Origin of the sequence: Mesorhizobium sp. CA6, from assembly GCF_020165035.1 — a bacterium.
Taxonomy (GTDB): Bacteria; Pseudomonadota; Alphaproteobacteria; order Rhizobiales; family Rhizobiaceae; genus Mesorhizobium.
Window position 1 is genome coordinate 116,055 of the sequence record NZ_JAIUHI010000003.1, and the last position, 23,396, is coordinate 139,450.

Consider the following 23,396-nt stretch of genomic DNA (forward strand, 5'->3'; position numbering starts at 1 on the left):
TTGCGACCAAGGAAAACCTTGAAATGGCTTTTTGAGCTTCCCAAATGAATGCTGTGGCCGCCGATGTCGGGGCCGCTGGCCTATCCGGAACGCCTTTCGAGGGTTTCGCACCGGGTCTTTCGCAAACCATGTTGCTCAAAAGGAGAACACTCATGCGTCACGTTGATTTTTCCCCGCTTTATCGTTCGACCGTCGGCTTCGACCGGCTGTTCACCATGCTCGATTCGCTCGGCCAGCCCGAGACTGCGCAGACCTATCCGCCCTATAATATCGAGCGCACCGGCGAGAACGCCTATCGCATCTCGATGGCCGTTGCCGGCTTCTCGGAAGACGAGATTTCGATCGAAGCCCACCGCAACGTGCTGACCGTCAAGGGCGAGCGCAAGGAAGAGAACAACAGCGAGGGTTCCGAGCTGCTTTACCGCGGCATCGCCTCGAGGTCCTTCGAGCGCCGCTTCCAGCTCGCCGACCACGTCGAAGTGGAAGGCGCCACGCTGAAGAACGGCCTGCTCTTCGTCGACCTCAAGCGCAACATTCCCGAGGAGCTGAAGCCGCGCAAGATCGCGATCACCTCGTCCGCGGACAAGGCCAAGCAGATCGAAACCAAGGCCGCCGCATAACCCGCGGGGCCCGGAGTAGACAACGTCTCCCTCCCGAGACGAAAGCGGCGCCGCAAGGCGCCGCTTTTTATTGTGCCACCGGCAACGCGCGGTTCTGGCTCTTTTGAAGCATGCAGCGGCGGATCATGAAGGGCGATGTCCGATTTTTCCCTGCTGCTGACACTCACCGTTGCAATCACTTTCCTGCTCGCCGGTATCGTCAAGGGCGTCACCGGCATGGGCCTGCCGACGCTGGCCATGGGATTGCTTGGCACCATCATGCCGCCGGTGACCGCGGCGTCGCTGCTGATCGTGCCGTCCTTCGTCAGCAATGTCTGGCAGCTTTTCGCCGGCCCGAGTTTTTCGGCGATCCTGCGCCGGCTTTGGCTGATGATGGCGGGCATTCTGATCGGCACGATCGCCGGCTCGCGGCTGCTCGCCAGCGACAATGTCAAATGGACGACCGCCGGCCTCGGCGCGGCATTGATCGCCTATGCCGCCTATAGCCTGCTCGCGCGGCAGCCTGTCGTTCCCGAGAAAAGCGAGCGCTGGTCGTCGCCGGTCGTGGGTTTTCTCACCGGCCTGGTCACGGGCGGCACCGGCGTCTTCGTAGTGCCCGCCGTGCCTTACATCCAGGCGCTGGGCTTGAGCCGGGACGATCTGATCCAGGCGCTCGGTCTTTCCTTCACGGTGTCGACGATCGCCCTGGCGCTGGGCCTTGCCTCGCATGGCGTCTTCGAGGCGGGACATCTGGCGATGTCCTCGCTTGCCGTGCTGCCGGCCCTGCTCGGCATGTGGCTGGGGCAAATCCTGCGCCGGAAGATCAGCCCGGCAACTTTTCGCCGCTGGTTCCTGATTTTTCTGGTCCTGCTCGGCGTCGAGTTGTTGCTGCGGCCATTCCTCGCCTGATCTATCGGCTGCTTGCCGCGAGGATCGCCGCGACGTTCTGTCGGTGAACGGCTTCGTATGGCGCGAAATACTCGGTCGCCGTGGTGGCGAAAATCTCGGCGCCGAAGGTCCGCAGATCCTGCTTGGCTAGGTCGGGGTCTTGCCGGCAGGCAAGCAGCTTTCGGACGTAGGCCTCGGTGGCGTCGATGAAGCTTCTGTCATAGCCGCCGGCTTCGATCGCCTCAAAGGAACCGTGGTTGGGCAGAATTCGATCGAACTGCCAACTGGACATGCGCCCAAGGTCGACCAGATGCTCGCTCAGGCGCTCCGGCTCCGACACATAGGTGACGGAGTCTTCCAGCGTGTCGCCTGCCAAAAGCAGGCCGGCGTCGGGCATCAGCAGCACCGTGCCGTCATGGCTGTGGATCTCGACCTGGCGCAGTTCGATGGGGACCGCCCCGACCGTCAGGCTGAGGCTGTTGTCGAAAACCCTGTTGGGCAGCACGAGCGGCTTGATCGGCGGATTACCGCCCTCGATGTCGGCCCGGCCGCGTTCGAGCGCCAAGGCGGTGAGGCGGTTGGCGATGATCTCGCAATCCTCAAACACCTCGTTGCCGGCGATATGATCGTCATGCCAGTGGCTGAGCACGACGCGCATCGAGGTTACGCCCATCTCCTCAAGGGTTTTCCGGATGAAGCGGGCATGGGGCAGGGATATGTGCGTGTCATAGACAAGCGCCTGCGAGCCGTCGACGATCGCATAGGTGCAGATGCCAAGCGTGTAAGCGCCGTCGTCAAGCCAGTTCGGCTCGTGCGACCAGATGCGAACGCCTTCGATGCGGCCGTCATAGAAGCCCAGCACGTTCGGCGCCGGACGGACCAGCCGCATCGTCGAGCCGAGAGACGGCTTGGTCATCTGGCTGCTCCCGAGTGCCGCAAGCTCAGCCAAGCAACTGGCCGAGACGGTCGATCTCTTGCGTCGTGGTGGCGAAGCTGGCGACGAAGCGGTAGATCGCTTCACTATCGCCGAGGTGGCCATCGAAACCCTGCGGCACGCCCCATTCGTAGAATTTGGCGCCGGCCGCTTGCAGCTTTTCCGCGGTGGCCCGACCGAGGATGGCAAACACTTCGTTGGCCTGCGGCAGCCAGGCGAGCTTGCCGGCCGGCGCATCCTCGATCGTCTCGGCCAAATGCGCGGCCATCGCATTGGCGTGGCCTGCCATCCTCAACCACAGATCGTCGGTGAAATAGGCCTCGAACTGGGCCGAGATGAAGCGGGCCTTGGAAAAAGTCTGTCCGGCGCGCTGGCGCAGCAGGCGCAGATCCTTGCCGGCATCCGGATTGAGAACCACGACCGCATCGGCCATCCAGCAGCCATTCTTGGTGCCGCCGAAGGATATAAGATCGACGCCGCTCTTCCAGGTCATTTCGGCCGGGCTGACGCCGGTCGCTGCAATCGCATTGGCGAAGCGCGCGCCGTCCATGTGCAGCGGCAGCTTGTGGCGGCGGCTGACCTCGGCGATCGCCTTGACATCGTCGACGCTGTAGACCGTGCCGACCTCGGTCGCCTGGGTCACGGTGACCGCCATCGGCTGGCCGGCGGGGGCCAGGTCCTGCGAATATCGCTTGATGGTCCGGTCGAGAGCCTCCGGGGTCATGCGTCCCAGCGGTCCCGCCACCGGCGCCATGCGCGCGCCGCCGGTGTAGAAACCCATCGCGCCGAACTCGTCGACATTCATATGCGCTTCGTAATGGCAAAGCGCGATGCCGCCGATGCGGTTCAACGCAGCCATCGAAAGCGCGTTGGCCGCCGTGCCGGTCGCGACGAAGAAGACCTGCACCTCGCGCTCGAAGATCTCGTTGAAGCGACGATAGACGGCGCGGTCCAGATCGCCGTCGCCATAGGCGGTCGCGATGCCTGCGGCATGGCGCGACAGGTTGGCCGAAATGTCGGGATGGACGCCCGCCCAGTTGTCGGATGCAAAGAACATCGAGAAATCCGTATCGTGATTGGCGAAAGCGGCGGGACTTGACCGCTTCGGCAGTCGAAGCGCAAGGGCCAATCGTGGGCAAAGCGGTGAAGCCAGCAATCGGCGCCAAAACGCCTGGACCAAAGCTTGCGTTTCCGGCGCCTTTCGCGAAATTTTGTGTCGTGGCACGCCCAAGTTTTTTGTGAATCGGTCTTGTGCGGCTGTCTGATTTCTGCCATAAAAAATTTAGGACAGTAGTGCTGTCTTATTTTGTCGCACAAAACAGGCCGGACTGGCGTATCATCGCTGCCATTCCGGCCATTGTCGCGAGCGGCGGGTAGACGGCCCGGCTCTGGCCTGTACGATACCGGATGCGAACCGGGCGTATAGCCGTTTGGTTCGGTGGATTTCGCGAGACGTGCAGCAACATGAAGGGGAAGCATCATGCTTCCCAAGGCAAACCAGCGTCCTGAGACAATCGGGGCCAAGGTGGAGAACGGAGGATAGGACGATGACGGAACTGACGCCATCTGCGATCAACGGCCAGGCCGCGCAGACGAAAGCGGCAGCCGTTAAAAATACCGTCCTGACCAAAGGGCTGCGAACCGCCAACGGCATGACCGCGCAGGGCCTCTATGATCCGCGCAACGAGCACGACGCCTGCGGCGTCGGCTTCATCGCCAATATGAAGGGCGTGAAATCGCACGGGATCGTCGAGGACGGCCTGGCGATGCTGGAAAACCTCACCCATCGCGGCGCCGTCGGCGCCGATCCGCTGGTCGGCGACGGCGCCGGCGTGCTGGTGCAGATCCCGGACGCTTTCTTCCGCGAAGAAATGGCGGTCGTGGGCGTCGAACTGCCGCCGGCCGGTCAATACGGCGTCGGCCACTGGTTCATGCCGCAGGACGCGGCGCTGCGCGCCCATATCGAAGAGATCATCGCCGAATCGGCGCAGTCGGAAGGGCTGCCGCTCATCGGTTTCCGCGACGTGCCGGTCGACAATTCGTCGCTGTCGAAGGCGCCGGATATCGTGGCGTCCGAGCCGTTCCATCGGCAGGTGTTCATCGGCCGCACTGCCGACATCCCGGACGACGAGGAATATGAGGCGCGGCTTTATCTGCTGCGCAAGGTGATCTCGGGCCGCATCTATGCCGAGAACGACAACAAGGATGTCGGCGCCTATTGCGTGTCGCTGTCGGCGCGCACCATCGTCTACAAGGGCATGTTCCTGGCCTACCAGGTCGGCGCCTATTATAAGGACCTCAAGGATCCGCGCTTCGAGACGGCGCTGATCCTGGTCCACCAGCGTTTTTCGACCAACACCTTCCCGTCATGGAAGCTGGCGCATCCCTATCGCATGGTCGCGCATAACGGCGAGATCAACACCGTGCGCGGCAACAACAACTGGATGGCGGCGCGCCAGGCCTCGGTCGATTCCGAGCTGTTCGGCAACAACATCTCGAAGCTCTGGCCGATCTCCTATGAAGGTCAGTCGGACACGGCGTGCTTCGATAACGCGCTCGAGTTCCTGTTCCAGGGCGGCTACTCGCTCACCCACGCCATGATGATGCTGATCCCGGAAGCCTGGGCCGGCAACAAGCTCATGGATGCCGACCGCAAGGCTTTCTACGAGTACCATGCGGCGCTGATGGAGCCGTGGGACGGACCAGCGGCGGTGGTCTTCACCGACGGCCGCCAGATCGGCGCCACGCTCGACCGCAACGGCCTGCGCCCGGCGCGCTACATCGTCACCGACGACGACCGCGTCATCATGGCGTCGGAAGCCGGCGCGCTGCCGGTGCCGGAGGAAAAGATCGTGCAGAAGTGGCGGCTGCAGCCCGGCCGCATGCTGCTCATCGATCTCGCCAAGGGCCGCATCGTTTCCGACGAGGAGATCAAGTCGGAGATCGCGACCAGGCACCCCTACAAGACCTGGCTCGCCAACACGCAGCTGATCCTGGAAGATCTGAAGCCGGTCGAGCCGCGCGCGCTGCGCAAGGATGTCAGCCTGCTCGATCGCCAGCAGTCCTTCGGTTACACGCAGGAAGACACCAAGCTTTTGATGGCGCCGATGGCGACCACCGGCCAGGAAGCGGTGGGTTCGATGGGCACCGACACGCCGATCTCGGCGATGTCGGACAAGTCGAAGCTGCTCTACACCTATTTCAAGCAGAACTTCGCCCAGGTCACCAACCCGCCGATCGACCCGATCCGCGAGGAGCTGGTGATGAGCCTGGTATCGTTCATCGGGCCGCGGCCCAACATCTTCGACCTCGTCGGCACGTCGCGCCGCAAGCGGCTCGAAGTGCGCCAGCCGATCCTGACCAATGGCGATCTGGAGAAGATCCGCTCGATCGGCCACACCGAGGACCGTTTCGACACCAAGACGATCGACATTACCTACGGCTCGAACGAGGGCGCCGCCGGCATGCAAGGCGCCATCGACCGGCTCTGCGAGCGCGCGGAGGCGGCGGTCGCCGGCGGCTACAATATCATTATCCTGTCCGACCGCCAGGTCGGCCCGGACCGCATCGCCATTCCCTCGCTGCTGGCGACGGCGGCCGTGCACCATCACCTGATCCGCAAGGGCCTGCGCACCGCGGTCGGCCTCGTGGTGGAATCCGGCGAGCCGCGCGAGGTGCATCATTTCTGCTGCCTGGCAGGTTACGGCGCGGAGGCGATCAATCCCTATCTCGCCTTCGACACGCTGCTCGACATGCACAAGCGTGGCGAGCTGCCGGAAGAGGTCGACGAATACGAGGTGGTCTCGCGCTACATCAAGTCGATCGGCAAGGGCATCCTCAAGGTGATGTCCAAGATGGGCATCTCGACCTATCAGTCCTATTGCGGCGCGCAGATCTTCGACGCCATCGGGCTGAAGTCAGACTTCGTCGAGAAGTATTTCACCGGCACAGCGACGCTGATCGAAGGCGTCGGCCTGGACGAGATCGCCACCGAGACGCTCAGCCGCCACAGCGATGCCTTCGGCAGCGATCCGGTGCTGCGCAACAATCTCGAGGTCGGCGGCGAGTACATGTTCCGCATGCGCGGCGAGGCGCATATGTGGTCGCCCGATGCCGTCGCCAGCCTGCAGCACGCCGTGCGGCAGGGCTCCTGGGACACGTTCAAGGACTATTCGGCGCAGATCGACAGCGCGACCGCGCGCGCCCAGACCATTCGCGGCCTGTTCAAGATCAGAACAGCGGACGAGACCGGCCGCAAGAAGGTCGCGATCGAGGACGTCATGCCGGCGGCCGAGATCGTCAAGCGCTTCTCGACCGGGGCGATGTCGTTCGGCTCGATCTCCAGGGAAGCGCACACTACGCTGGCGCGGGCCATGAACGCCATCGGCGGCAAGTCCAACACCGGCGAGGGCGGCGAAGAGGCCGACCGCTACCTGCCGCTGCCCGGCGGCGGCAAGAACCCGGAACGGTCGGCGATCAAGCAGGTCGCGTCGGGCCGCTTCGGCGTCACGGCGGAGTATCTGGTCAATTCCGATGTCATGCAGATCAAGGTGGCGCAGGGCGCCAAGCCCGGCGAGGGCGGCCAGTTGCCCGGACACAAGGTCGACGCGACCATCGCCAAGGTCAGGCACTCGACGCCCGGCGTCGGCCTGATCTCGCCGCCGCCGCATCATGACATCTATTCGATCGAGGATCTGGCGCAGCTGATCTACGATCTGAAGAACGTCAATCCGGCGGCCGACGTCTCGGTCAAGCTGGTGTCGGAGGTCGGTGTCGGCACGGTCGCGGCGGGCGTCGCCAAGGCGCGCGCCGACCACATCACCATCTCCGGTTATGACGGCGGTACCGGCGCTTCGCCGCTGACCTCGCTCAAGCATGCCGGCAGCCCGTGGGAAATGGGCCTTGCCGAAACGCATCAGACGCTGGTGCTCAACGGCTTGCGCTCGCGCGTCGCGCTGCAGGTCGATGGCGGCCTGCGCACCGGGCGCGACGTCATCATCGGCGCGCTGCTCGGCGCCGACGAGTTCGGCTTCTCGACCGCGCCGCTGATCGCGGCCGGCTGCATCATGATGCGCAAGTGCCACCTCAACACCTGCCCGGTCGGCGTGGCGACGCAGGACCCGGTGTTGCGCAAGCGCTTCAAGGGCACGCCGGAGCACGTCATCAACTTCTTCTTCTATGTGGCGGAAGAGGTGCGGGCGCTGCTTGCCGAGATGGGCTTCACCCATATCGACCAGATCATCGGCGACACCGATCTCCTGGAAAAGCGCGACGTCATCCAACACTGGAAGGCGCGCGGGCTCGATTTCTCAAAGATGTTCTTCAAGCCGGACGCGCCGCATGAGGCGCTGCACTGGACCGAGCGGCAGAAGCATCCGATTGACGACGTGCTCGACCGCAAGCTGATCGAGCTGGCGAAGCCGGCGCTGGACGCCAAGCAGCCGGTCACCATCCAGCTGCCGATCCGCAATGTCGACCGCTCTGTCGGCGCCATGCTGTCGGGTGAAGTCGCCAAGCGTTTCAAGCACAAGGGCCTGCGCGAGGACACGATCAAGGTGAAGCTGACCGGCACCGCCGGCCAGTCCTTCGCCGCCTTCCTGGCGCGCGGCGTCTCCTTCGAGCTGGTCGGCGCCGGCAACGACTATGTCGGCAAGGGCCTGTCGGGCGGCCGCATCGTCATCCGGCCGCCGCAAGAGGCCAAGATCGTCGCGGCGGACTCGATCATCGTCGGCAACACGGTGCTCTACGGCGCCACCGAAGGCGAGGCGTATTTCGCCGGCGTCGCCGGCGAGCGTTTCGCGGTGCGCAATTCCGGCGTGGCGGCCGTCGTCGAGGGCGTCGGCGACCACGGCTGCGAATACATGACCGGCGGAATCGTCGTCGTGCTCGGCAAGACCGGGCGCAACTTCGCGGCCGGCATGTCGGGCGGCGTCGCCTATGTGCTGGACGAGAAGGGCGACTTCGCCGAGCGCTGCAACATGGCGATGGTCGAGCTGGAGCCGGTTCCGGAAGAGGACGATCTGATGGAGAAGCTGCTCCATCACGGCGGCGACCTCGACCACAAGGGCCGCGTCGACGTCTCCGGCGACATGACCAGCCATGACGAGGAGCGGCTTTACCAGCTAATCTCGAACCACGTGCATTTCACCGGTTCGGTGCGCGGCCGCGAGATCCTCGACGACTGGCAGAATTTTAGGCCGAAATTCCGGAAAATCATGCCGGTGGAGTATCGCCGCGCGCTGATCGAGATGGAACGCATGCGCATGAGCGTGGCGGCGGAATAGTTTCGGGCACGGCCGGGAAGATGACTTTCCGGCCGGCATCCTCACCAACAATCCTGACCTCGGAACGAAGGTTGCCATGGCAGCCTTATGGGGTTAACGGGTGCGCGACAAAAGCGTGCCTTCGGACAGCAGGGACTGGACTATGGGCAAGGTAACAGGCTTTCTCGAGATCGACCGGCAGGTGCACAAGTACCAGCCTGCCTCGGACCGCGTCCGGCACTTCCGTGAATTCACGCTGCCGATGTCGGACAAGGAAGTCGAGAAACAGGCCGCGCGTTGCATGGATTGCGGCATTCCGTTCTGCCACGGGCCGACCGGCTGCCCGATCCATAATCAGATCCCGGACTGGAACGACCTCGTCTACAATGGCGACTGGGACAACGCGATCCGCAACCTGCATTCGACCAACAATTTCCCCGAGTTCACCGGCCGCATCTGTCCCGCGCCCTGCGAGGAAGCCTGCACGCTGAATCTCGAGGACATTCCGGTCGCCATCAAGACGGTCGAGCAGGCGATCGCCGACAAGGCTTATGAGACCGGCCACATCCGGCCCTATCCGCCGGAGAAGAAGACCGGCAAGCGCGTTGCCGTCATCGGCTCAGGCCCGGCCGGCATGGCAGCGGCGCAGCAGCTCGGCCGCGCCGGTCATGACGTGCATGTCTATGAGCGCGAAAGCCGCCCCGGCGGGCTGATGCGCTACGGCATACCGGACTTCAAGATCGAGAAGCACTATATCGACCGGCGCATCGAGCAGATGCAGGGCGAGGGGGTGACCTTCCATTGCGGCGTCAATGTCGGCGTGGACATGAAAGCGGCCGATCTGCTCGGGGAATTCGACGCTGTGCTCTATTGCGGCGGTTCGGAGACGCCGCGTCCGGCCGGCATTCCGGGCAGCGACCTCAGCGGCGTCTATGACGCCATGCCCTATCTGGTGCAGCAGAACCGTCGCGTCGGCGGCGAGCCGATCCAGTCGGTGGCCTGGCCCTCGCACCCGATCATTGCCGGTGGCCAGCATGTCGTGGTCGTCGGCGGCGGCGACACCGCGTCCGACTGCATCGGCACCGCCTTCCGCCAAGGCGCGGTGCGCGTGACGCAGCTCGACATCCGCCCGCAGCCGCCGGAGAAGGAAGACAAGCTTGCCGTCTGGCCCTACTGGGCGACGAAAATGCGCACGTCCTCTTCGCAGGCCGAGGGCGCCGAGCGCGAATTCCAGGTGGCGACGCTCGAGTTCATCGGCGAGGAAGGCCAGCTGACCGGTGTTCGCTGCTGCGAGGTCGACGACAAGCGCAAGCCGATCGCCGGCAGCGAGTTCGTCATCCGCGCCGATCTCGCCTTCATCGCTATCGGCTTCGCCGGTCCGGCGGGCGACAGCCTGATGAAGGAGCTCGACGGCAAGATCAAAGTCGTCACCGACAGCCGCCGCTCGAACAATGTCGAGGCCAACGATCGCGACTACAAGACCAGCGTCGACAAGCTCTATGCGGCGGGTGACGTGCGCCGCGGCCAGTCGCTGGTGGTGTGGGCGATCCGTGAGGGCCGCCAGGCGGCGCGCTCGATCGACGAGGCGCTGATGGGATCGACGGTGCTGCCGCGGTAAGGCTTCAAAGCACTCAGCCGTTAGACCCTGATGGCGTTTCGTTGAACCGCCATCACGGTCTAACTCTTTGTTGGATCATGATCTTTATCCGAAAACCGGTTCCCACTTCTCGGGATCATGCTCTTGCTTCTTGAAGCGCTAACCGGCCAGCAGCTTTACCGCCCAGTAGAGGCCGATGGCCATCTGGACCGCGAACGCGGAAAATCGAGCCTTGACCGCGTTTGGACTTGTCGACGCCAGATGAATGGCCGACTGGATTAGCCGCGCGGCAATAAACCAGTATGCAAGTGGGTCGGTGATCCCCGTCCGCGAAGTCATCATGGCAACGCCCATGAGGCCACCGAATATCGGGAGTCCCTCAATGCAATTGGCGTGGGCTCGCGCAAGCCGCTGCAAAAAGGGCGAAAGACCTGCGTTATCCGGCGTGAAGCCATTTGCCGGGATGCGCCCACTCACCACAAGACGGGTGCGCAGGATCTCCATCCATACAAGCAGGAGGAGGGTCCAAGTTACGAAGCCAAGCAAGGCATAGCCCGTCGCCGACATGTTCGCCCCCTGTAATCCCAGCGGAATAGAACAATGCCATTGTTCGGCTTGGCGTGAAATCCTTTCACGCAGGGCGATCTAAGGGTGATCTCCTTAACGGATATCCCGACGAATCCGATGGACGTCGATTAAGGACTGGCGGGCGTGGGGTCCGACTCGACAGCTGCTGTCGCCGGCTGCGTCTTCGGCGGCCATGAAAAATCGTCGGCGCGGCCGGGCGAGGCGGCGGGCGCCTTGCCTTCGACGATCAGTTTTTCGCCTGGCAGGTTCGGATCGGCCCTGGCCGGCTGCGCGGCACCGAGCAGCTCGGTGCCGCCGTCGAGCGCCGGGTCGCCGAGAAGCATCGGCGCGGTGCGGTCGACGATGACGGGCGCCGCGGCCGGCTTCGGCGCCTCGACCGGAGCGCCGGCCGGCGCCGACACGGTCGTGACGCTTCCGGGCGCCGCCAGGCCCAGGATCTTCGCCAGCGGCTTTTCCGTATAGAAGGCGAGCTTGCGCTTGCCGGCCTTGGTGACGTTGATGCCGTCATCGGAACGCAGGCGAACAGGCTGGCCGTTGATGTCCGGGCCGGAGGTGACGAAAGCGCCATTCTCGTCGACGAAGCCGTCCCAGACGTCGACGAATTCGCCGCCATGCTTTTCGGCGACCGAATGGTAGATGTCGTTGAAGGCGAGCATGTCTGAGTTCATCTTCGACATACCGAAAGCCGGCATGCCGACCCACAGGAACGGCACCTTGGTGTCCTGGATGGCCTTGCCGAGCGCATCGGCGCGGCGCTCGTATTCCTTGGTCCAGTTCTCCGAGCGCGGCTGCTCGCGCACCTCGCCGACCCGCATCTGCTGGCGGTCATTGGAGCCCAGCATGACGATCACGGCCGACGGCTTCTCGGTCTCGATCAACGACTTGATCTCGACCGGCCAGTTATAGAAATCGTCGCGAACGAAGCCCGACGACCCGTTGGCGCGGGCGACAATCCTGACGGCGGGATTGTCGGCAAAGGCGGTGTCCAGGCCCTCGGCCAGCCCGCCCGCCAGAAAATCGCCGACCACCAGCACGACACGGGCATCGTTCGTCTTCTCGACGATCGGCGTTTCCGGCTCGGCCGGAGGACGCGGCTTGGATTTCTTCTTCGGCTTCGGCCTTGATTTCTGGATTTCGAACGGTGGCTCGACGCGTTCGCTGCGGCGCGGGAACAGAAGGTCACGCAACGACCAGCCGCGGCTTTCCTCCTGCGCGAATGCCGGTGCGTGGAAAGCGCCCGCGGCAGTGACGACGAGCACGGCCAGGGCGAGAAACAGGATCGGCGCCCGGCGAATGCCCTGCCTGATACGCGCAACCGAAACCAAACACCTCTCCATCCCTTGGCGCATGACCGGAAGACGTGGGAAAGTCATGCGCAAGCCGAAGCGCTACAGCATCCTTGCCGTCTTTGAGAGGATGCTGGCGCTTCCCCAGGCTTTACTGCTTGCGGAGCCATTTGAGCACTTCCAGGCTCGGATAGCCATCCTGGTTCAAGCCGACCTTGGCCTGGTAGGCCATGATGGCGGCTTTCGAGCCGTCGCCGATCTTTCCGTCGAACTTGCCGTCATAGTAGCCGTGATCTGAAAGCCGCTTCTGCAGTTCCTGCCGTTCCTCGAAGCTGAGCTTGGTGAAAGGCCGCTGCCAGTCCTGCACCAGGCCGGTGCCGCCGGCGATCTCGTCGGCCAGAAGGCCCACGGCCAAAGCGTATTTGTCGGCGTTGTTGTAGGCCTTGATGACGGAGAAATTCCTGATCATCAGGAAGGCGGGTCCACCCCGGCCGTCCGGCACTTTCAACGTCGCCTTGTCGGTCAGGTTCTTGAACGGCTTGCCGCTGGCCCTGACGACGCCGAGCGCCTGCCATTGGGCGATCGTCTTTGCGCCGCCGGGCAATTTGCCGGCCGGTATGGAGACCTCATAGCCCCAGGTCTTGCCGGCTTGCCAGCCGTTCTTCTTGAGCAGATTGGCGGAGGTCGCCAGCGCGTCGGGGATCGAACTCCAGATGTCGCGCTTGCCATTGCCGTCCATGTCGACCGCATAGCGCTGGTAGCTGGTCGGGATGAATTGGGTCTGGCCCATCGCGCCTGCCCAGGAGCCCATCAGATGGCTTTCATCGATGTCGCCGGTCTGCAGGATCTTCAAGGCCGCGATCAGTTGGGTGCGGGCATATTTCGACCGCTTCGGATCGCCATAGGCAAGCGTCGCCAGTGAGCGGACGACGTTGCGCATGATGTCGTCGCGCTTGAGCGTCTCGCCATAGTTCGATTCCATCGACCAGATGGCCAAAAGGATGTTGCGGTCGACACCGAACCGCGCCTCGATGCGATCGAGCCACGGCCTCCATTTCTTCGCCATCGCCTGGCCGTTGGCGACTGCCTGGTCGTGCACGCGGTTGTCGAAATAGTCCCAGGCGGGTGCGGTGAATTCCGGCTGGGTGCGGGCCTTTTCCAGCACGACCGGGTCGGGCTCGATGCCTCTCATGGACTGATCGTAGACCGCCCCCGAAACGCCGCCCGCCACCGCGGTTGCGCGGAAATCCGAGACCCACTGGCGGAATCCGGCATCGGCGAAAGCGGGTCCGGCGGGCATCAGCAAGGCCAGCGTGAGGCCGGCGGCCGTCGCCAGTGCCGTCAGGCGCCTCGCGGTGTTGCGAACGGACATCATTTCCTCCTTCGTCAAATCAGGAAGATCATTCAACGCCGAACCGGGTTAGCATTTGGTTTACCATAGGTCCCGCGGGGAACGAAAAGAGGTGTCGCGGCTTTTAGTTCTCACGTTCACTGCTCGCCCTTAATCCAACATTCCGGCGTGAAAATGATTTCCGTCGGGAAATGTTTGGGGGATTGCGGAGCGTGCCGCCGAGCGGATAATTGGCTGAAACGCAGGGGGTGTCAGCATGAAGCGCGTTCGCAAGGCAGTTTTCCCGGTCGCCGGCCTCGGCACGCGGTTTCTTCCGGCCACCAAGGCCATCCCGAAGGAAATGCTCACCGTCGTCGACCGGCCGGTCATCCAATATGTGGTCGATGAGGCACGTGAGGCCGGCATCGAGCATTTCATCTTCGTGACCGGACGCAACAAGGCGGTCATCGAGGACCATTTCGACGTCCAGTTCGAGCTGTATGACACGCTTGCCCAGCGCGGCAAGGACGATCAGCTCGCCCGCCTGCAGCGGCTTCAGCCGGCGCCGGGACAGACGAGCTTCACGCGCCAGCAGGTGCCGATGGGCCTTGGCCACGCCGTCTGGTGCGCCCGCGAGCTGGTCGGCGAGGAGCCGTTCGCCTTGCTTTTGCCGGACATGATCATGCAGTCGGAAAAGAGCTGCACGAGGAGTATGGTCGAACTCTATGCCGAGACCGGCAACAATATCGTCGCCGTGCAGGAATGCGATCCGGCGGAAGCGCATAAATACGGCATCGTCGGCCGCGGCGAGGACGCGCATCACGGCTTCCGCATCACCGGCATGGTGGAGAAGCCGAAACAGGGGACCGCGCCCTCCAATCTTTACATCAACGGCCGCTACATCCTGCAGCCGGAAATCTTCGGCATCCTGGAGAGCCAGGAGCGTGGAGCCGGCAACGAGATTCAGCTGACCGACGCAATGCTGAAGCTGGAGAAAGAGCAGCCCTTCTACGGCTATCACTACAAGGGGCGCACGTTCGATTGCGGCTCGCCGGAAGGTTTCGTCGAGGCCAATGTCGCCTTCGCGCTCTGGCGTAGCGACATGAACGGAAGCATGGCCGGCGTCATCCGCACGCTGCTGGACGAGGTGCGGCCGGTAGAGCGGCGCGGCGCCGCGTCTTAGCCTATGCCGATATTCAGGTGAGGCCGGTCTGCGAACGGCAGTTTCCTGCGCTTCCGGTGCTCACGTACTTTGAGTACGCTCCGCTCCGGTTCTCGGAAGCCACCGTTCTCGACTCGGCCTGACGTGAATCTCGGCATAGGCTTGGCGGTTGCTGCCCTTCAGCGCTGGACCTTCAGGCCGAGATAGACACTGTTGGTCGTATAGTCGCGGCCAGGCAGGTTGCTGGTCAGCTTCTCCGTCCTTACCCTGGTGGTGACCCCGGCATAGCGGTTCAGCCACCAGGTCAGTCCGGCCTCGGCGCTCAGGATCAAATCGTGGCCGTCGGAGCCGGTGTAATCGCGCCAGTCGAGGCCGAGCGCCGAGTTCGCCGTCAGATTGGCGCGGATCTGGCGCTCGCCGGTCAGACGGCCGGAGTAGAGGATATCGCCGCTCTCATTAGCCGTCGTGGTTGTTTCGACCCTGGTCTTGCCGGTCAGGCCTATGGTGGTGCCGCGCTCGGGCGACCATTTGAGGTCGGCATCGATGCTCGGACCCGCTACCGCCGGAAGGCGGTTGTCGTCGATCGCCTCGCGCAGCCAGCCGACGGAAAATTCGCCGGACAGCTTCTCGCCCATGTCGAGCTCGAGCCCGGCGCGCGCGCCAAGCCTGGTCGAGGATCGCTCGAAGCCGTCGGTGTCGACGCGCAGGTCATAGAGGCGCCGCCCGGCCTCGACTTCCGTGAACGGCGTCAGCGCCGGCGAAATCTCGTAACCGGTGCGCAAGGTCGCGGTATAGAGCGTGGAGTCGCGATCCTTCTGCGAAACGGTGGTGCCGTCGGAGAGTTCGGCATCGCCGTAAAAATCATGCGAGACCGCGCCGGTCAGCGCGTAGCGCATCTTGCCGACACTCTTTTCGAGACCGACGCTGCCGTCGACGGTCTGGCGCAGCGGCTGTTGGGTGACACCGGCGATCGCATCCGGCGAGGAGGCCGATTCTGGCGCGGCCTCGTAGCCCAGCTTGGCGATGGCGCGCAGCTCGTTGTCGAGGTCAACATTGAGCTGGCCCTCGATACGGCCCTGCGCGTCGTTGATCTTCTGGCCAGAGACGGTATTGCGGAACTGGCCGTAGCCGGTAATCAAAGCCGAATTCTCGCGCCAGTCGGAGGTCGCGGTGAAGCGCAGCGCCGTCTCGGACAGAACCGCCGATTTGCCGGTGCTGCTGGAATCGGCGTTGGAGGTCGCGGTGAAGCCCTGCTCGAGTGTCGGCCGGAAGAGAAAGGTGCCGACCTTGATGCCCGGCGCGGCGAAGGGATCCTCCTCCGGTTTGACTTTCAGGCCTTCGATGGAGGCGGTGCGCTCCTGACCGGGGTCTAGCTTCTGCTTGTCGACGCTATCGATGGTGACGGCACGGCGGTTGCTGCCGTCTTCATCGCCGGTGGCGGTGGCGTCGGTCCGGTTGCCTGTGCCGACGGTCGCGGCGGTGGTCGTGCTGTCCGTCGCTTCGCCGGTTTTCTTCTTGGCCTTTTTCTTGTCGGCGGTCTTGGCGCCGGCCTTGGCGTCCTGAGCACGCTGCTTTGCCGTCGACGGTCGGCGGGGTTTTGCCGGAGCCTTCGTGACGGCCAATGGATCGTCCGTTGCCTGCGGCTGATCGAAGATGCTGTCCGTCGCGCCCGCCGTCTGATCATCATCGGGAACGGCGCCGGGGCTTGACGGTTGGTAGGTCGTCGATGCCGTGTCCTGGACGGCGGCGGCGGGCGGGGTCTGGCCCTGCGATCCCTGCGCCCGCCTGGCCTTGCGCTGCTGGTCGGCGAGTATGGCCGACTCGGAGACCTCGCCGCGCAGCTCGGTTTCCTGCGAGAATGCCGGCGCGGGACGCAGCAAGGCAAGCGCGCTTGCCGTCAGCAGCAGTGCTGCAACGGCAAGGCCTTTCCGACCGATTTTCGTTTCAGGCTGGCCCCCGGACATCGTCACCACTGCTTGCGCGGCGCGGTTGCGCCATACTTACCGAACCGTAAATGCGGATGGTTAACGGAGGGTTGAGAGAGCGGCCTCTGGGCCCCCAATCGGAGGTTGAAGGCAATTCCGTTGGACAGGGGCGCGGCAAAACGCTAATCGCTTGCGCCATGCATGCGGGGTCCTCAGAAAGAAAGCAGCCGGACAGGCAGGCCGTGATCGAATCGGCGCTGAGAACGGTGGCGACGGAGCAGACCGGCGTGGCGGCCCTCGCCGCTGCGCTCGCAAACGGGTTGACCGAACCTTTTGCCGCCGCGATCGACCTGATCTCGCGGATCGAGGGCCGCGTCATCGTCACCGGCGTCGGCAAGAGCGGCCATATCGGCGCAAAGATCGCCGCGACGCTTGCCTCGACCGGCACGCCAGCCTTTTTCGTCCATCCCGCCGAGGCCAATCACGGCGATCTCGGCATGATCGCCAAGGACGACGCCATCATCGCCATGTCGTGGTCGGGCGAAAGCAAGGAATTGATGGGCATCGTCGCCTATTCGAGGCGTTTTTCCATCCCGCTGATCGCCATTACTTCCGGCGAGAGCTCGGCGCTGGCGCGTGCGGCCGATGTGGTCTTGCTGCTGCCGGTCGTGCCCGAGGCTTGTCCGCACGGGCTGGCTCCGACGACATCGACGCTTCTCCAACTCGTACTGGGCGACGCGTTGGCCATCGCTCTGCTCGAAGCGCGGGGCTTCACGCCGGATCACTTCCGAACCTTGCACCCCGGCGGGCAGCTTGGCGCCAACCTGACCCTGGTGTCGGAGATCATGCGGACCGGCGATCAGGTGCCGCTCGCCTTGCTCGGCACCAAGATGCCGGAAGCGGTGATGACGCTGTCGCAGAAGAAAGTCGGGTGCGTCTGCATTGTCGATGCGAGCGGCAAACTGGTCGGGATCGTGACCGACGGCGACGTTGCACGCAATCTGCATCGCAATCTGGCCGACGTGACCGTCGATGAGGTCATGACCCGCACGCCCAAGACGATCGATCCGCAGACGCTGGCAGGCACGGCGATCGCCATGCTCAACGAGCACAATATCGGCGCGCTGGTCGTGACCAAAGACAAAATGCCGGTGGGCGTAGTTCACTTCCACGACCTGCTGCGCATTGGCGCAGCCTAGCCACGCACTTTTCCAGGAATTGCCTTAGTCTCAGCCCGTCCGATACCTGTCTCGGTTCAAGCCGCCTCGACCGTCAGCTCCAGGTCGGTGTCGGCGGCGCCGACAACGCGCACTTGCGTGCCGGCAGGGAGGTCAGGACCGGAAACGCGCCACAGCGTGTCGCCGAGCTTGATGCGGCCGCGGCCGTCCTTGATCGGCTCGGCCAGCGTCGCCAGCTTGCCCACCATCTGCGCGCCGCGGCGGTTGAGCAGCGGCTGGTCGGCATCGTCGTGGCGGCCGGCCATCAGTTTCTTGCCGACGAAAGCCGAGATCAGCGACAGGATCAGGAACGCCAGCACCTGCACCTGCCAGGTCCAGAAAGCGGCGTCCCATATCGCCAGCGACACGGCGCCGACGATGAGCGCGGCGATGCCGATCCACAGCATGAAGACGCCCGGCGCGACGATCTCCATCACCAGGAGCACGAAGCCCAGAACCATCCAGTTCCACGGGCCGAGTTCGGAAACGATACGGTCGAACATGGGAGCAGCCTCCTATGATCTCAGGTTTCGTTCGGCCGAACCAGCGGCGGGCGTGCGGCCTGCCGCTGCGCGCCGGCCGTACCTTCACTCCTGAAAACTTCCTTGGCGATCTCGCCGATGCCGCCGAGCGTTCCGATCAGCGACGAGGCTTCAAGCGGCATCAGCACCACCTTGCTGTTCGTGGCCGAGCCGATCCTGGTCAACGCCTCGGTATATTTCTGGGCGATGAAGTAGTTGAGCGCCTGCACGTCGCCCTTGGCGATGGCTTCCGACACGACCTGCGTCGCCTTGGCCTCCGCTTCGGCCGAGCGCTCGCGCGCCTCGGCGTCGCGGAAGGCTGCTTCCCTGCGGCCCTCGGCCTCGAGGATCTGCGACTGCTTGAGGCCTTCGGCGGCCAGGATCTGGGCGCGCTTATTGCGCTCGGCCGTCATCTGGCGGCCCATAGATTCGATCAGATTGGCCGGCGGATTGATGTCCTTGATCTCGACGCGGGTGATCTTGATGCCCCACGGATGCGCCGCCTCGTCGACGACGCGCAACAGGCGCTCGTTGATGGCGTCGCGATTGGACAGCAATTCGTCGAGGTCCATCGAGCCCATGACGGTGCGGATGTTGGTCATGGTCAGGTTGAGAATGGCGTTCTGCAGCCCGGCCACCTGATAAGCGGCCTGCGCGGCATTGAGGATCTGGTAGAAGGCGATGCCGTCGACACCGACGATGGCGTTGTCGCGGGTGATGATCTCCTGCGTCGGCACGTCGAGCACCTGCTCCATCATATTCATCTTGGCGCCGACGCGCTCGAAGATGGGGTTGATGATGTTCAGGCCAGGCGTCAGCGTCTTGGTGTACCGGCCGAAGCGTTCCACCGTGTAATTATAACCTTGCGGCACCGTCTTGATGCCTTTGAAAAGAAGGATGATGACCAGGAAGACAAGAACAATGATGGCAATATCGAAACCGCTGAAGCCCATTTCGTTTCTCCCTCAAAAGGCGGCGACCTCACGGAATCACTTAAGTGTGTTTCCGCAGCGTTACAATCAGGTGATCGGGAATATTGGTTAGCGAAGGCTTTTGCGCACCGGTTTCAAGCCTGTCGGTGAAGCCGGTCACACCCAGCCGGAAAGCTCGCGCCGCGCCAGCGCTTCGATGACCGCCATGCCCTCGGCGCTGTCGTTGAGGCAGGGGATGTGCGCAAAATTCTCGCCGCCGGCGTGATGGAAGGTTTCGGCGGCCTCGCGGCCGATCTCGTCCAGCGTCTCGATGCAGTCGACGGAGAAGCCGGGATTGACGATGGCGATCGATTTCACGCCGTCCTTGGCCAGTTTCTCGACCGTGACATCGGTGTAAGGCTGCAGCCATTCCTGCGCGCCGAAACGCGACTGGAAGGTGGCGATGAGCTTCTTCTCGTCCCAGCCGAGCCTTGCCCGCAGCAGCCGCGTGGTCTCCAGGCAATGCGTCCCGTAGGGATCGCCCTTGTCGGAATAGGGCTTGGGGATGCCGTGATAGGAGGCGATCACCACCTCCGGCACGAAGTCGAGGGTCGCCAGGTGCTGCTCGATCGAACGCGCAAGCGCGTCGATATAGACCGGTTCGTCATAATAGGGCGGCACGCTGCGGATCGCCGGCGCGCGCCTGATCTTCATCAGCGCGCGAAACAGCTGGTCGTTGGCGGTCGCCGTCGTCGTCGCCGAATATTGCGGATAGAGCGGAAAGGTGAGGATGCGGTCGCAGCCCTGGTCGACCAGCTTCTGAGTGACGCTTGCCGTCGACGGATTGCCGTAGCGCATCGCCCAGTCGACCACCACATCGGGCAGGTCGGTAAGTGCGGCGGCCAGCTTCTGACCTTGAGCGCGGGTGAAAGTGCGCAGCGGCGACTCGTTCATCTCCCGGTTCCAGATACGGGCGTAGTTGGCGCCGGATTTTTTCGGCCGGGTCGTCAGCACCAGTCCATACAGGATCGGATACCAGATCGCCTTGTTGAGCTCGATGACGCGCGGGTCGGAGAGGAATTCGCGCAGGTAGCGCCACATCGGCCGGAAGTCTGTGCCGTCGGGCGTGCCGAGATTGACCAGCAGGACGCCGATCTTGCCCGGCCTGACCGGCGCGGCATGCGCCGGCGGCAGGCCGACGGCCTTTGCGGCTTTGGCATCGGTGGGGTCGGCAACGGTCATCAACAATCTCCGGTAGCGCCGCGGAACCTAGCGATGCCCTGCCGGTTTTCAATGCTGCGTCTGGCCGCACCTTATCGCGTCAGGACCTCAAAAAGGAACACCCGCCCGGTTGCCCGGACGGGTGCGATCAGTCCCGGCCCGAGCGTTACTTCGCGGCAGGCGGAATGGTCAGCGTCGCGCCGAGCGGCAGGCGCCGCGGCTTAAAGTCCTTGTTGGCTTCGGAGATGAGCTTCCACTTGGTGGCGTCGCCATAGGCTTTCTTGGCCAGGTCCCAATAGGTATCGCCGGCGGCAACGGTGTGGCTGGTCTCGGCCGGTTTCGCTTCGGCCTGCGTTGCCTGCGCCGGCTTGGCCGGCTCGGCTGCGGGAGCAGGCGTTGCCGGGGCGGTCTCGGCGGGCTTTGCCGGTTCCGCGGCCGGCGCCGCGGGCGCGCTCTCTGCCGGCTTCGCGGTCTCGGTGGGCGCGGCCGGAGCGGTTTCAGTAGAAACCGCCGGCGGCGTGCCGGCAATGTCGCTGGAACCGGAAGGCGGAGCGGGAATGGCGGGCTCGCCGCTTGCCGGCGACGTCTCGGCTGGTTTTGCTGCCCCGTTCGCAGGCGCCTGGGTGGCGGGGGCGGTCTCGGCAGGCTTCGCCGGTTCCGCAGGCTTGGCCGGCTCGGCCGCCGCCGTCGTTGCCGCAATCTCGGTGATGCGGCCGTCGAGCTTCGGCGTGTAGGGACGGTGGGCGCCGAGGTAGTCGGCCACCACTTGCTCCAGGCCGGGGCCGTAGTCATAGGCGTCGGTCGCCTTGTCGGCGAAAACCTTGTAGCCGTCGCCGCCCTGGCGGACGTAGTTGTTGGTGGCGACGAGGTACTGCTTGTCCGGGCTGATCGGCGTCCAGGCGCCGTTCTCCATCACCTCGACCGATTTGACGCGGCCGGCATTGGGCGCGACGGATCTGTCGAAGGAATATTTGATGCCGGCAACCTGCGGGAAGCGGCCGGCGCCGTCCTCGATCTGGCTGAGGCCGTTTTCAAGGCCCGCGACCAGGTCCTTGCCCGAGATCTTGAAAGTGGCCAGCGTGTTCTGGAAGGGCAGCACATTCAGCACCTCGCCCATAGTCACCGTGCCCTGGTCGATCGAGGCGCGCAGGCCGCCGCCATTCGAGATGACGATTTCGACGCCCTGGCCCTTGGTGCGCTCGAGAATGGCGTCGGAGACGAGATTGCCCATCTCGCATTCGCGCGCGCGGCAATTCTCGCGGCTGCCGTCGATGGCCTTGGTGGTCTCGGCCACCTCCTTGTTCTTCAGCGCCTCGATCGGTGCGCCGAGCTCCTTGATGCGGGCAAGAACGGCGGGATCGGGGGTGATCGACTTGTCGAGATAGATCGGCGCGCCGCTCGCCTCCTTGACGACGCCGTTGTCGTCGAACACGACCTTGAACTCGCCGAGATATTTCGAATAGGACGCCGCCTGCACCACCGGCACCTTGTAACCGTCGGGGTTGTCGACCATCGTCGGGTACGGTCCCTCGGCCTTCGGATCGGTGTTCGACAGAAGGGTGTGGCTGTGGCCGCCGACCACCACGTCGACACCCGGGATTTTCGCTATGACTTCGCGCTCGCGCCTGTAGCCGATATGGGTGACCGCGATGATCTTGTTGATGCCTTGTGCCTTGAGCTTCTCGACCTCGGCCGTGATCGACTTGACATCGTCGGCGATGGCAATGTTCGGGCCGGGCGAGGCGAGTTCCGGCGTGTCGTTGGTGACGGCGCCGACGATGCCGATCTTCTGGCCACCGACCTCGACGACGATCGAAGGCTTGATCTTGTCCTTGGCGCCGGACTTGTCGTTGGGCACGACATTGGCGCTGACGATCGGGAATTTCGCCTTGTCGAGATAGGGAACCAGCGCGGTCTCGCCGTCGTCGAACTCGTGGTTGCCGAGCGTTACCGCGTCGGGCTTGATCTGATTGAGGAATTCCTCTTCCGCCGCACCCTTGTAGGTGATGTAGAACAGCGATCCCTGGAAGCTGTCGCCGGCATTGAGCAGCAGCAGGTTCTGGCCTTCGAGCTTCTTGCGCTCCTGAGCGATCGCCGTGATCAGCCGGCCGGCGCCGCCGATGCATTCGCCCTTGGTCTCTTCATCGGCGGAGCAGGTCGACTCGTATTTGTTGTTGCCTTCGATGCGGCTGTGCCAATCGTTGAAATGCAGGATGTTCAGCGTGTAGTCGGCAAAAGACACGCCTGCCGACAGGCCGAGCGCCGAGGCCGACAGGGCTAGGATCGCGGCAATCTTCTTCATCTTCGTCTCCCGGATAAGCTGACTTCGAATATGCTTAGCGCCCTCGCTTGACTGGAAAATAACAGTCAGCTCCGGTCATGTTCACATCGGGTTCCGGTCGATGCAAGCACAAATCAGGGAGATGTTTGCCGGCATAAAAAAGGACGGCGGCTTGCGCCGCCGGCCCTGTCGGCTGAAGATTTGCGAACGCTCAAGCCCGGCGCGTCAGCACGAAATTCTGGCCGCTGGCGCTGGTGCAATTGAGCTGGCTGGTGGAGACCATCAGGCAGTTGAAGCTGACCGGCGTCTGGCGGATCAGCGAGGTGCCGTGGATCTCGACCGAGGTCGCTCCGGTCATGGTGTAGCTGCCTTCCGACAGCTTCTGGCCGGTGTCGGTAGCGACGGTGGTGAAGCTGCCGGCCGCGAAGGTCGACAGGCCGGTGCCCTTGGCGTCGATCCAGTTGCCCTCGACGCCCTTCGGCGCCGCCATCGAAGGCTGGTCCGCGGGGCCGGTGGTGGTGCAGGCGGCCGCAGCCAGAAGGCTTGCCGCGGCGCCTGCCGAAAGCAGTTTGCGCGCAATGGTCATTTTGAAAATCCTCTCCTCAGTCCGCCGATACTCAATCGCCCGATTTCCGGGCGATTGCAAGGCGCAGAGGGAGAGCGTCTCCACCGT

Annotated in this window: 17 protein-coding genes; 6 read left to right on the plus strand and 11 right to left on the minus strand. The window is 63.9% G+C overall.

The genetic code is table 11. The features are described from left to right. The first annotated feature begins 152 nt into the window (after positions 1 to 152). Together LB526_RS05025 and LB526_RS05030 are read left to right on the plus strand one after the other, a co-directional pair. Positions 153 to 620: an Hsp20 family protein gene (locus tag LB526_RS05025; RefSeq protein ID WP_095766320.1), complete on the plus strand. Its 468-nt coding sequence runs from the start codon at positions 153 to 155 to the stop codon at positions 618 to 620. A gap of 135 nt (positions 621 to 755) precedes the next feature. Further along, complete coding sequence (locus LB526_RS05030) at positions 756 to 1,508, plus strand: sulfite exporter TauE/SafE family protein (RefSeq protein WP_224524177.1); 753 nt, start codon at positions 756 to 758, stop codon at positions 1,506 to 1,508. 1 nt (position 1,509) lies between these two features. Here LB526_RS05030 and LB526_RS05035 read toward each other — a convergent pair whose 3' ends face one another. Both LB526_RS05035 and LB526_RS05040 read right to left on the minus strand, forming a co-directional pair. Then, positions 1,510 to 2,403, minus strand: a complete 894-nt coding sequence (locus LB526_RS05035; protein ID WP_224524179.1) for an MBL fold metallo-hydrolase — start codon at positions 2,401 to 2,403, stop codon at positions 1,510 to 1,512. Positions 2,404 to 2,428: 25 nt separating this feature from the next. Next, positions 2,429 to 3,478, minus strand: coding sequence for a threonine aldolase family protein (locus LB526_RS05040; RefSeq protein ID WP_224524181.1), 1,050 nt, complete (start codon positions 3,476 to 3,478; stop codon positions 2,429 to 2,431). Positions 3,479 to 3,968: 490 nt separating this feature from the next. Between LB526_RS05040 and gltB the strand changes: the two genes are divergently transcribed. Both gltB and LB526_RS05050 read left to right on the plus strand, forming a co-directional pair. Next, a complete protein-coding gene (gene gltB, locus LB526_RS05045) occupies positions 3,969 to 8,705 on the plus strand; it encodes a glutamate synthase large subunit (protein WP_224626573.1) in 4,737 nt (1,578 codons plus the stop codon). A gap of 142 nt (positions 8,706 to 8,847) precedes the next feature. Then, on the plus strand, positions 8,848 to 10,302 hold the full coding sequence (locus LB526_RS05050) for a glutamate synthase subunit beta (RefSeq protein ID WP_224626574.1): 1,455 nt from the start codon (positions 8,848 to 8,850) through the stop codon (positions 10,300 to 10,302). Between the two features lie 138 nt (positions 10,303 to 10,440). Here LB526_RS05050 and LB526_RS05055 read toward each other — a convergent pair whose 3' ends face one another. The 3 genes from LB526_RS05055 to LB526_RS05065 form a co-directional block, all read right to left on the minus strand. Then, entirely contained in the window at positions 10,441 to 10,848 is a 408-nt protein-coding gene (locus tag LB526_RS05055) for an MAPEG family protein (protein ID WP_224626576.1), read from the minus strand. Between the two features lie 128 nt (positions 10,849 to 10,976). Beyond that, entirely contained in the window at positions 10,977 to 12,194 is a 1,218-nt protein-coding gene (locus tag LB526_RS05060) for a DUF459 domain-containing protein (RefSeq protein WP_224626578.1), read from the minus strand. 112 nt (positions 12,195 to 12,306) lie between these two features. After that, entirely contained in the window at positions 12,307 to 13,527 is a 1,221-nt protein-coding gene (locus tag LB526_RS05065) for a lytic murein transglycosylase (RefSeq protein ID WP_224543544.1), read from the minus strand. 235 nt (positions 13,528 to 13,762) lie between these two features. Between LB526_RS05065 and galU the strand changes: the two genes are divergently transcribed. Beyond that, the gene (galU, locus tag LB526_RS05070) at positions 13,763 to 14,668 is read left to right on the plus strand and encodes a UTP--glucose-1-phosphate uridylyltransferase GalU (protein WP_140842140.1); all 906 of its coding nucleotides are present in this window, start codon (positions 13,763 to 13,765) and stop codon (positions 14,666 to 14,668) included. Between the two features lie 158 nt (positions 14,669 to 14,826). Here the strand turns inward: galU and LB526_RS05075 are convergent, their stop codons facing one another. After that, the gene (locus tag LB526_RS05075) at positions 14,827 to 16,611 is read right to left on the minus strand and encodes an outer membrane beta-barrel protein (RefSeq protein WP_224626580.1); all 1,785 of its coding nucleotides are present in this window, start codon (positions 16,609 to 16,611) and stop codon (positions 14,827 to 14,829) included. Between the two features lie 158 nt (positions 16,612 to 16,769). On the opposite strand from LB526_RS05075, the gene LB526_RS05080 reads away from it, so the two are divergent. Then, complete coding sequence (locus tag LB526_RS05080) at positions 16,770 to 17,771, plus strand: SIS domain-containing protein (protein ID WP_224626581.1); 1,002 nt, start codon at positions 16,770 to 16,772, stop codon at positions 17,769 to 17,771. Positions 17,772 to 17,827: 56 nt separating this feature from the next. On the opposite strand, the gene LB526_RS05085 is transcribed toward LB526_RS05080, so the two are convergent. The 5 genes from LB526_RS05085 to LB526_RS05105 form a co-directional block, all read right to left on the minus strand. Further along, positions 17,828 to 18,292 carry an NfeD family protein gene (locus tag LB526_RS05085; RefSeq protein ID WP_095766329.1) on the minus strand — a complete coding sequence of 155 codons (465 nt, stop codon included), beginning with the start codon at positions 18,290 to 18,292 and terminating at the stop codon, positions 17,828 to 17,830. A 20-nt stretch (positions 18,293 to 18,312) separates the two neighbouring features. After that, positions 18,313 to 19,263, minus strand: a complete 951-nt coding sequence (locus tag LB526_RS05090) for an SPFH domain-containing protein (protein ID WP_224543403.1) — start codon at positions 19,261 to 19,263, stop codon at positions 18,313 to 18,315. 135 nt (positions 19,264 to 19,398) lie between these two features. After that, the gene (gene hemH / locus LB526_RS05095; RefSeq protein ID WP_224626584.1) at positions 19,399 to 20,463 is read right to left on the minus strand and encodes a ferrochelatase; all 1,065 of its coding nucleotides are present in this window, start codon (positions 20,461 to 20,463) and stop codon (positions 19,399 to 19,401) included. A gap of 145 nt (positions 20,464 to 20,608) precedes the next feature. After that, positions 20,609 to 22,744: a bifunctional metallophosphatase/5'-nucleotidase gene (locus LB526_RS05100; RefSeq protein ID WP_224626587.1), complete on the minus strand. Its 2,136-nt coding sequence runs from the start codon at positions 22,742 to 22,744 to the stop codon at positions 20,609 to 20,611. A 190-nt stretch (positions 22,745 to 22,934) separates the two neighbouring features. After that, complete coding sequence (locus LB526_RS05105; protein WP_224626590.1) at positions 22,935 to 23,309, minus strand: hypothetical protein; 375 nt, start codon at positions 23,307 to 23,309, stop codon at positions 22,935 to 22,937. Positions 23,310 to 23,396: the final 87 nt, after the last annotated feature.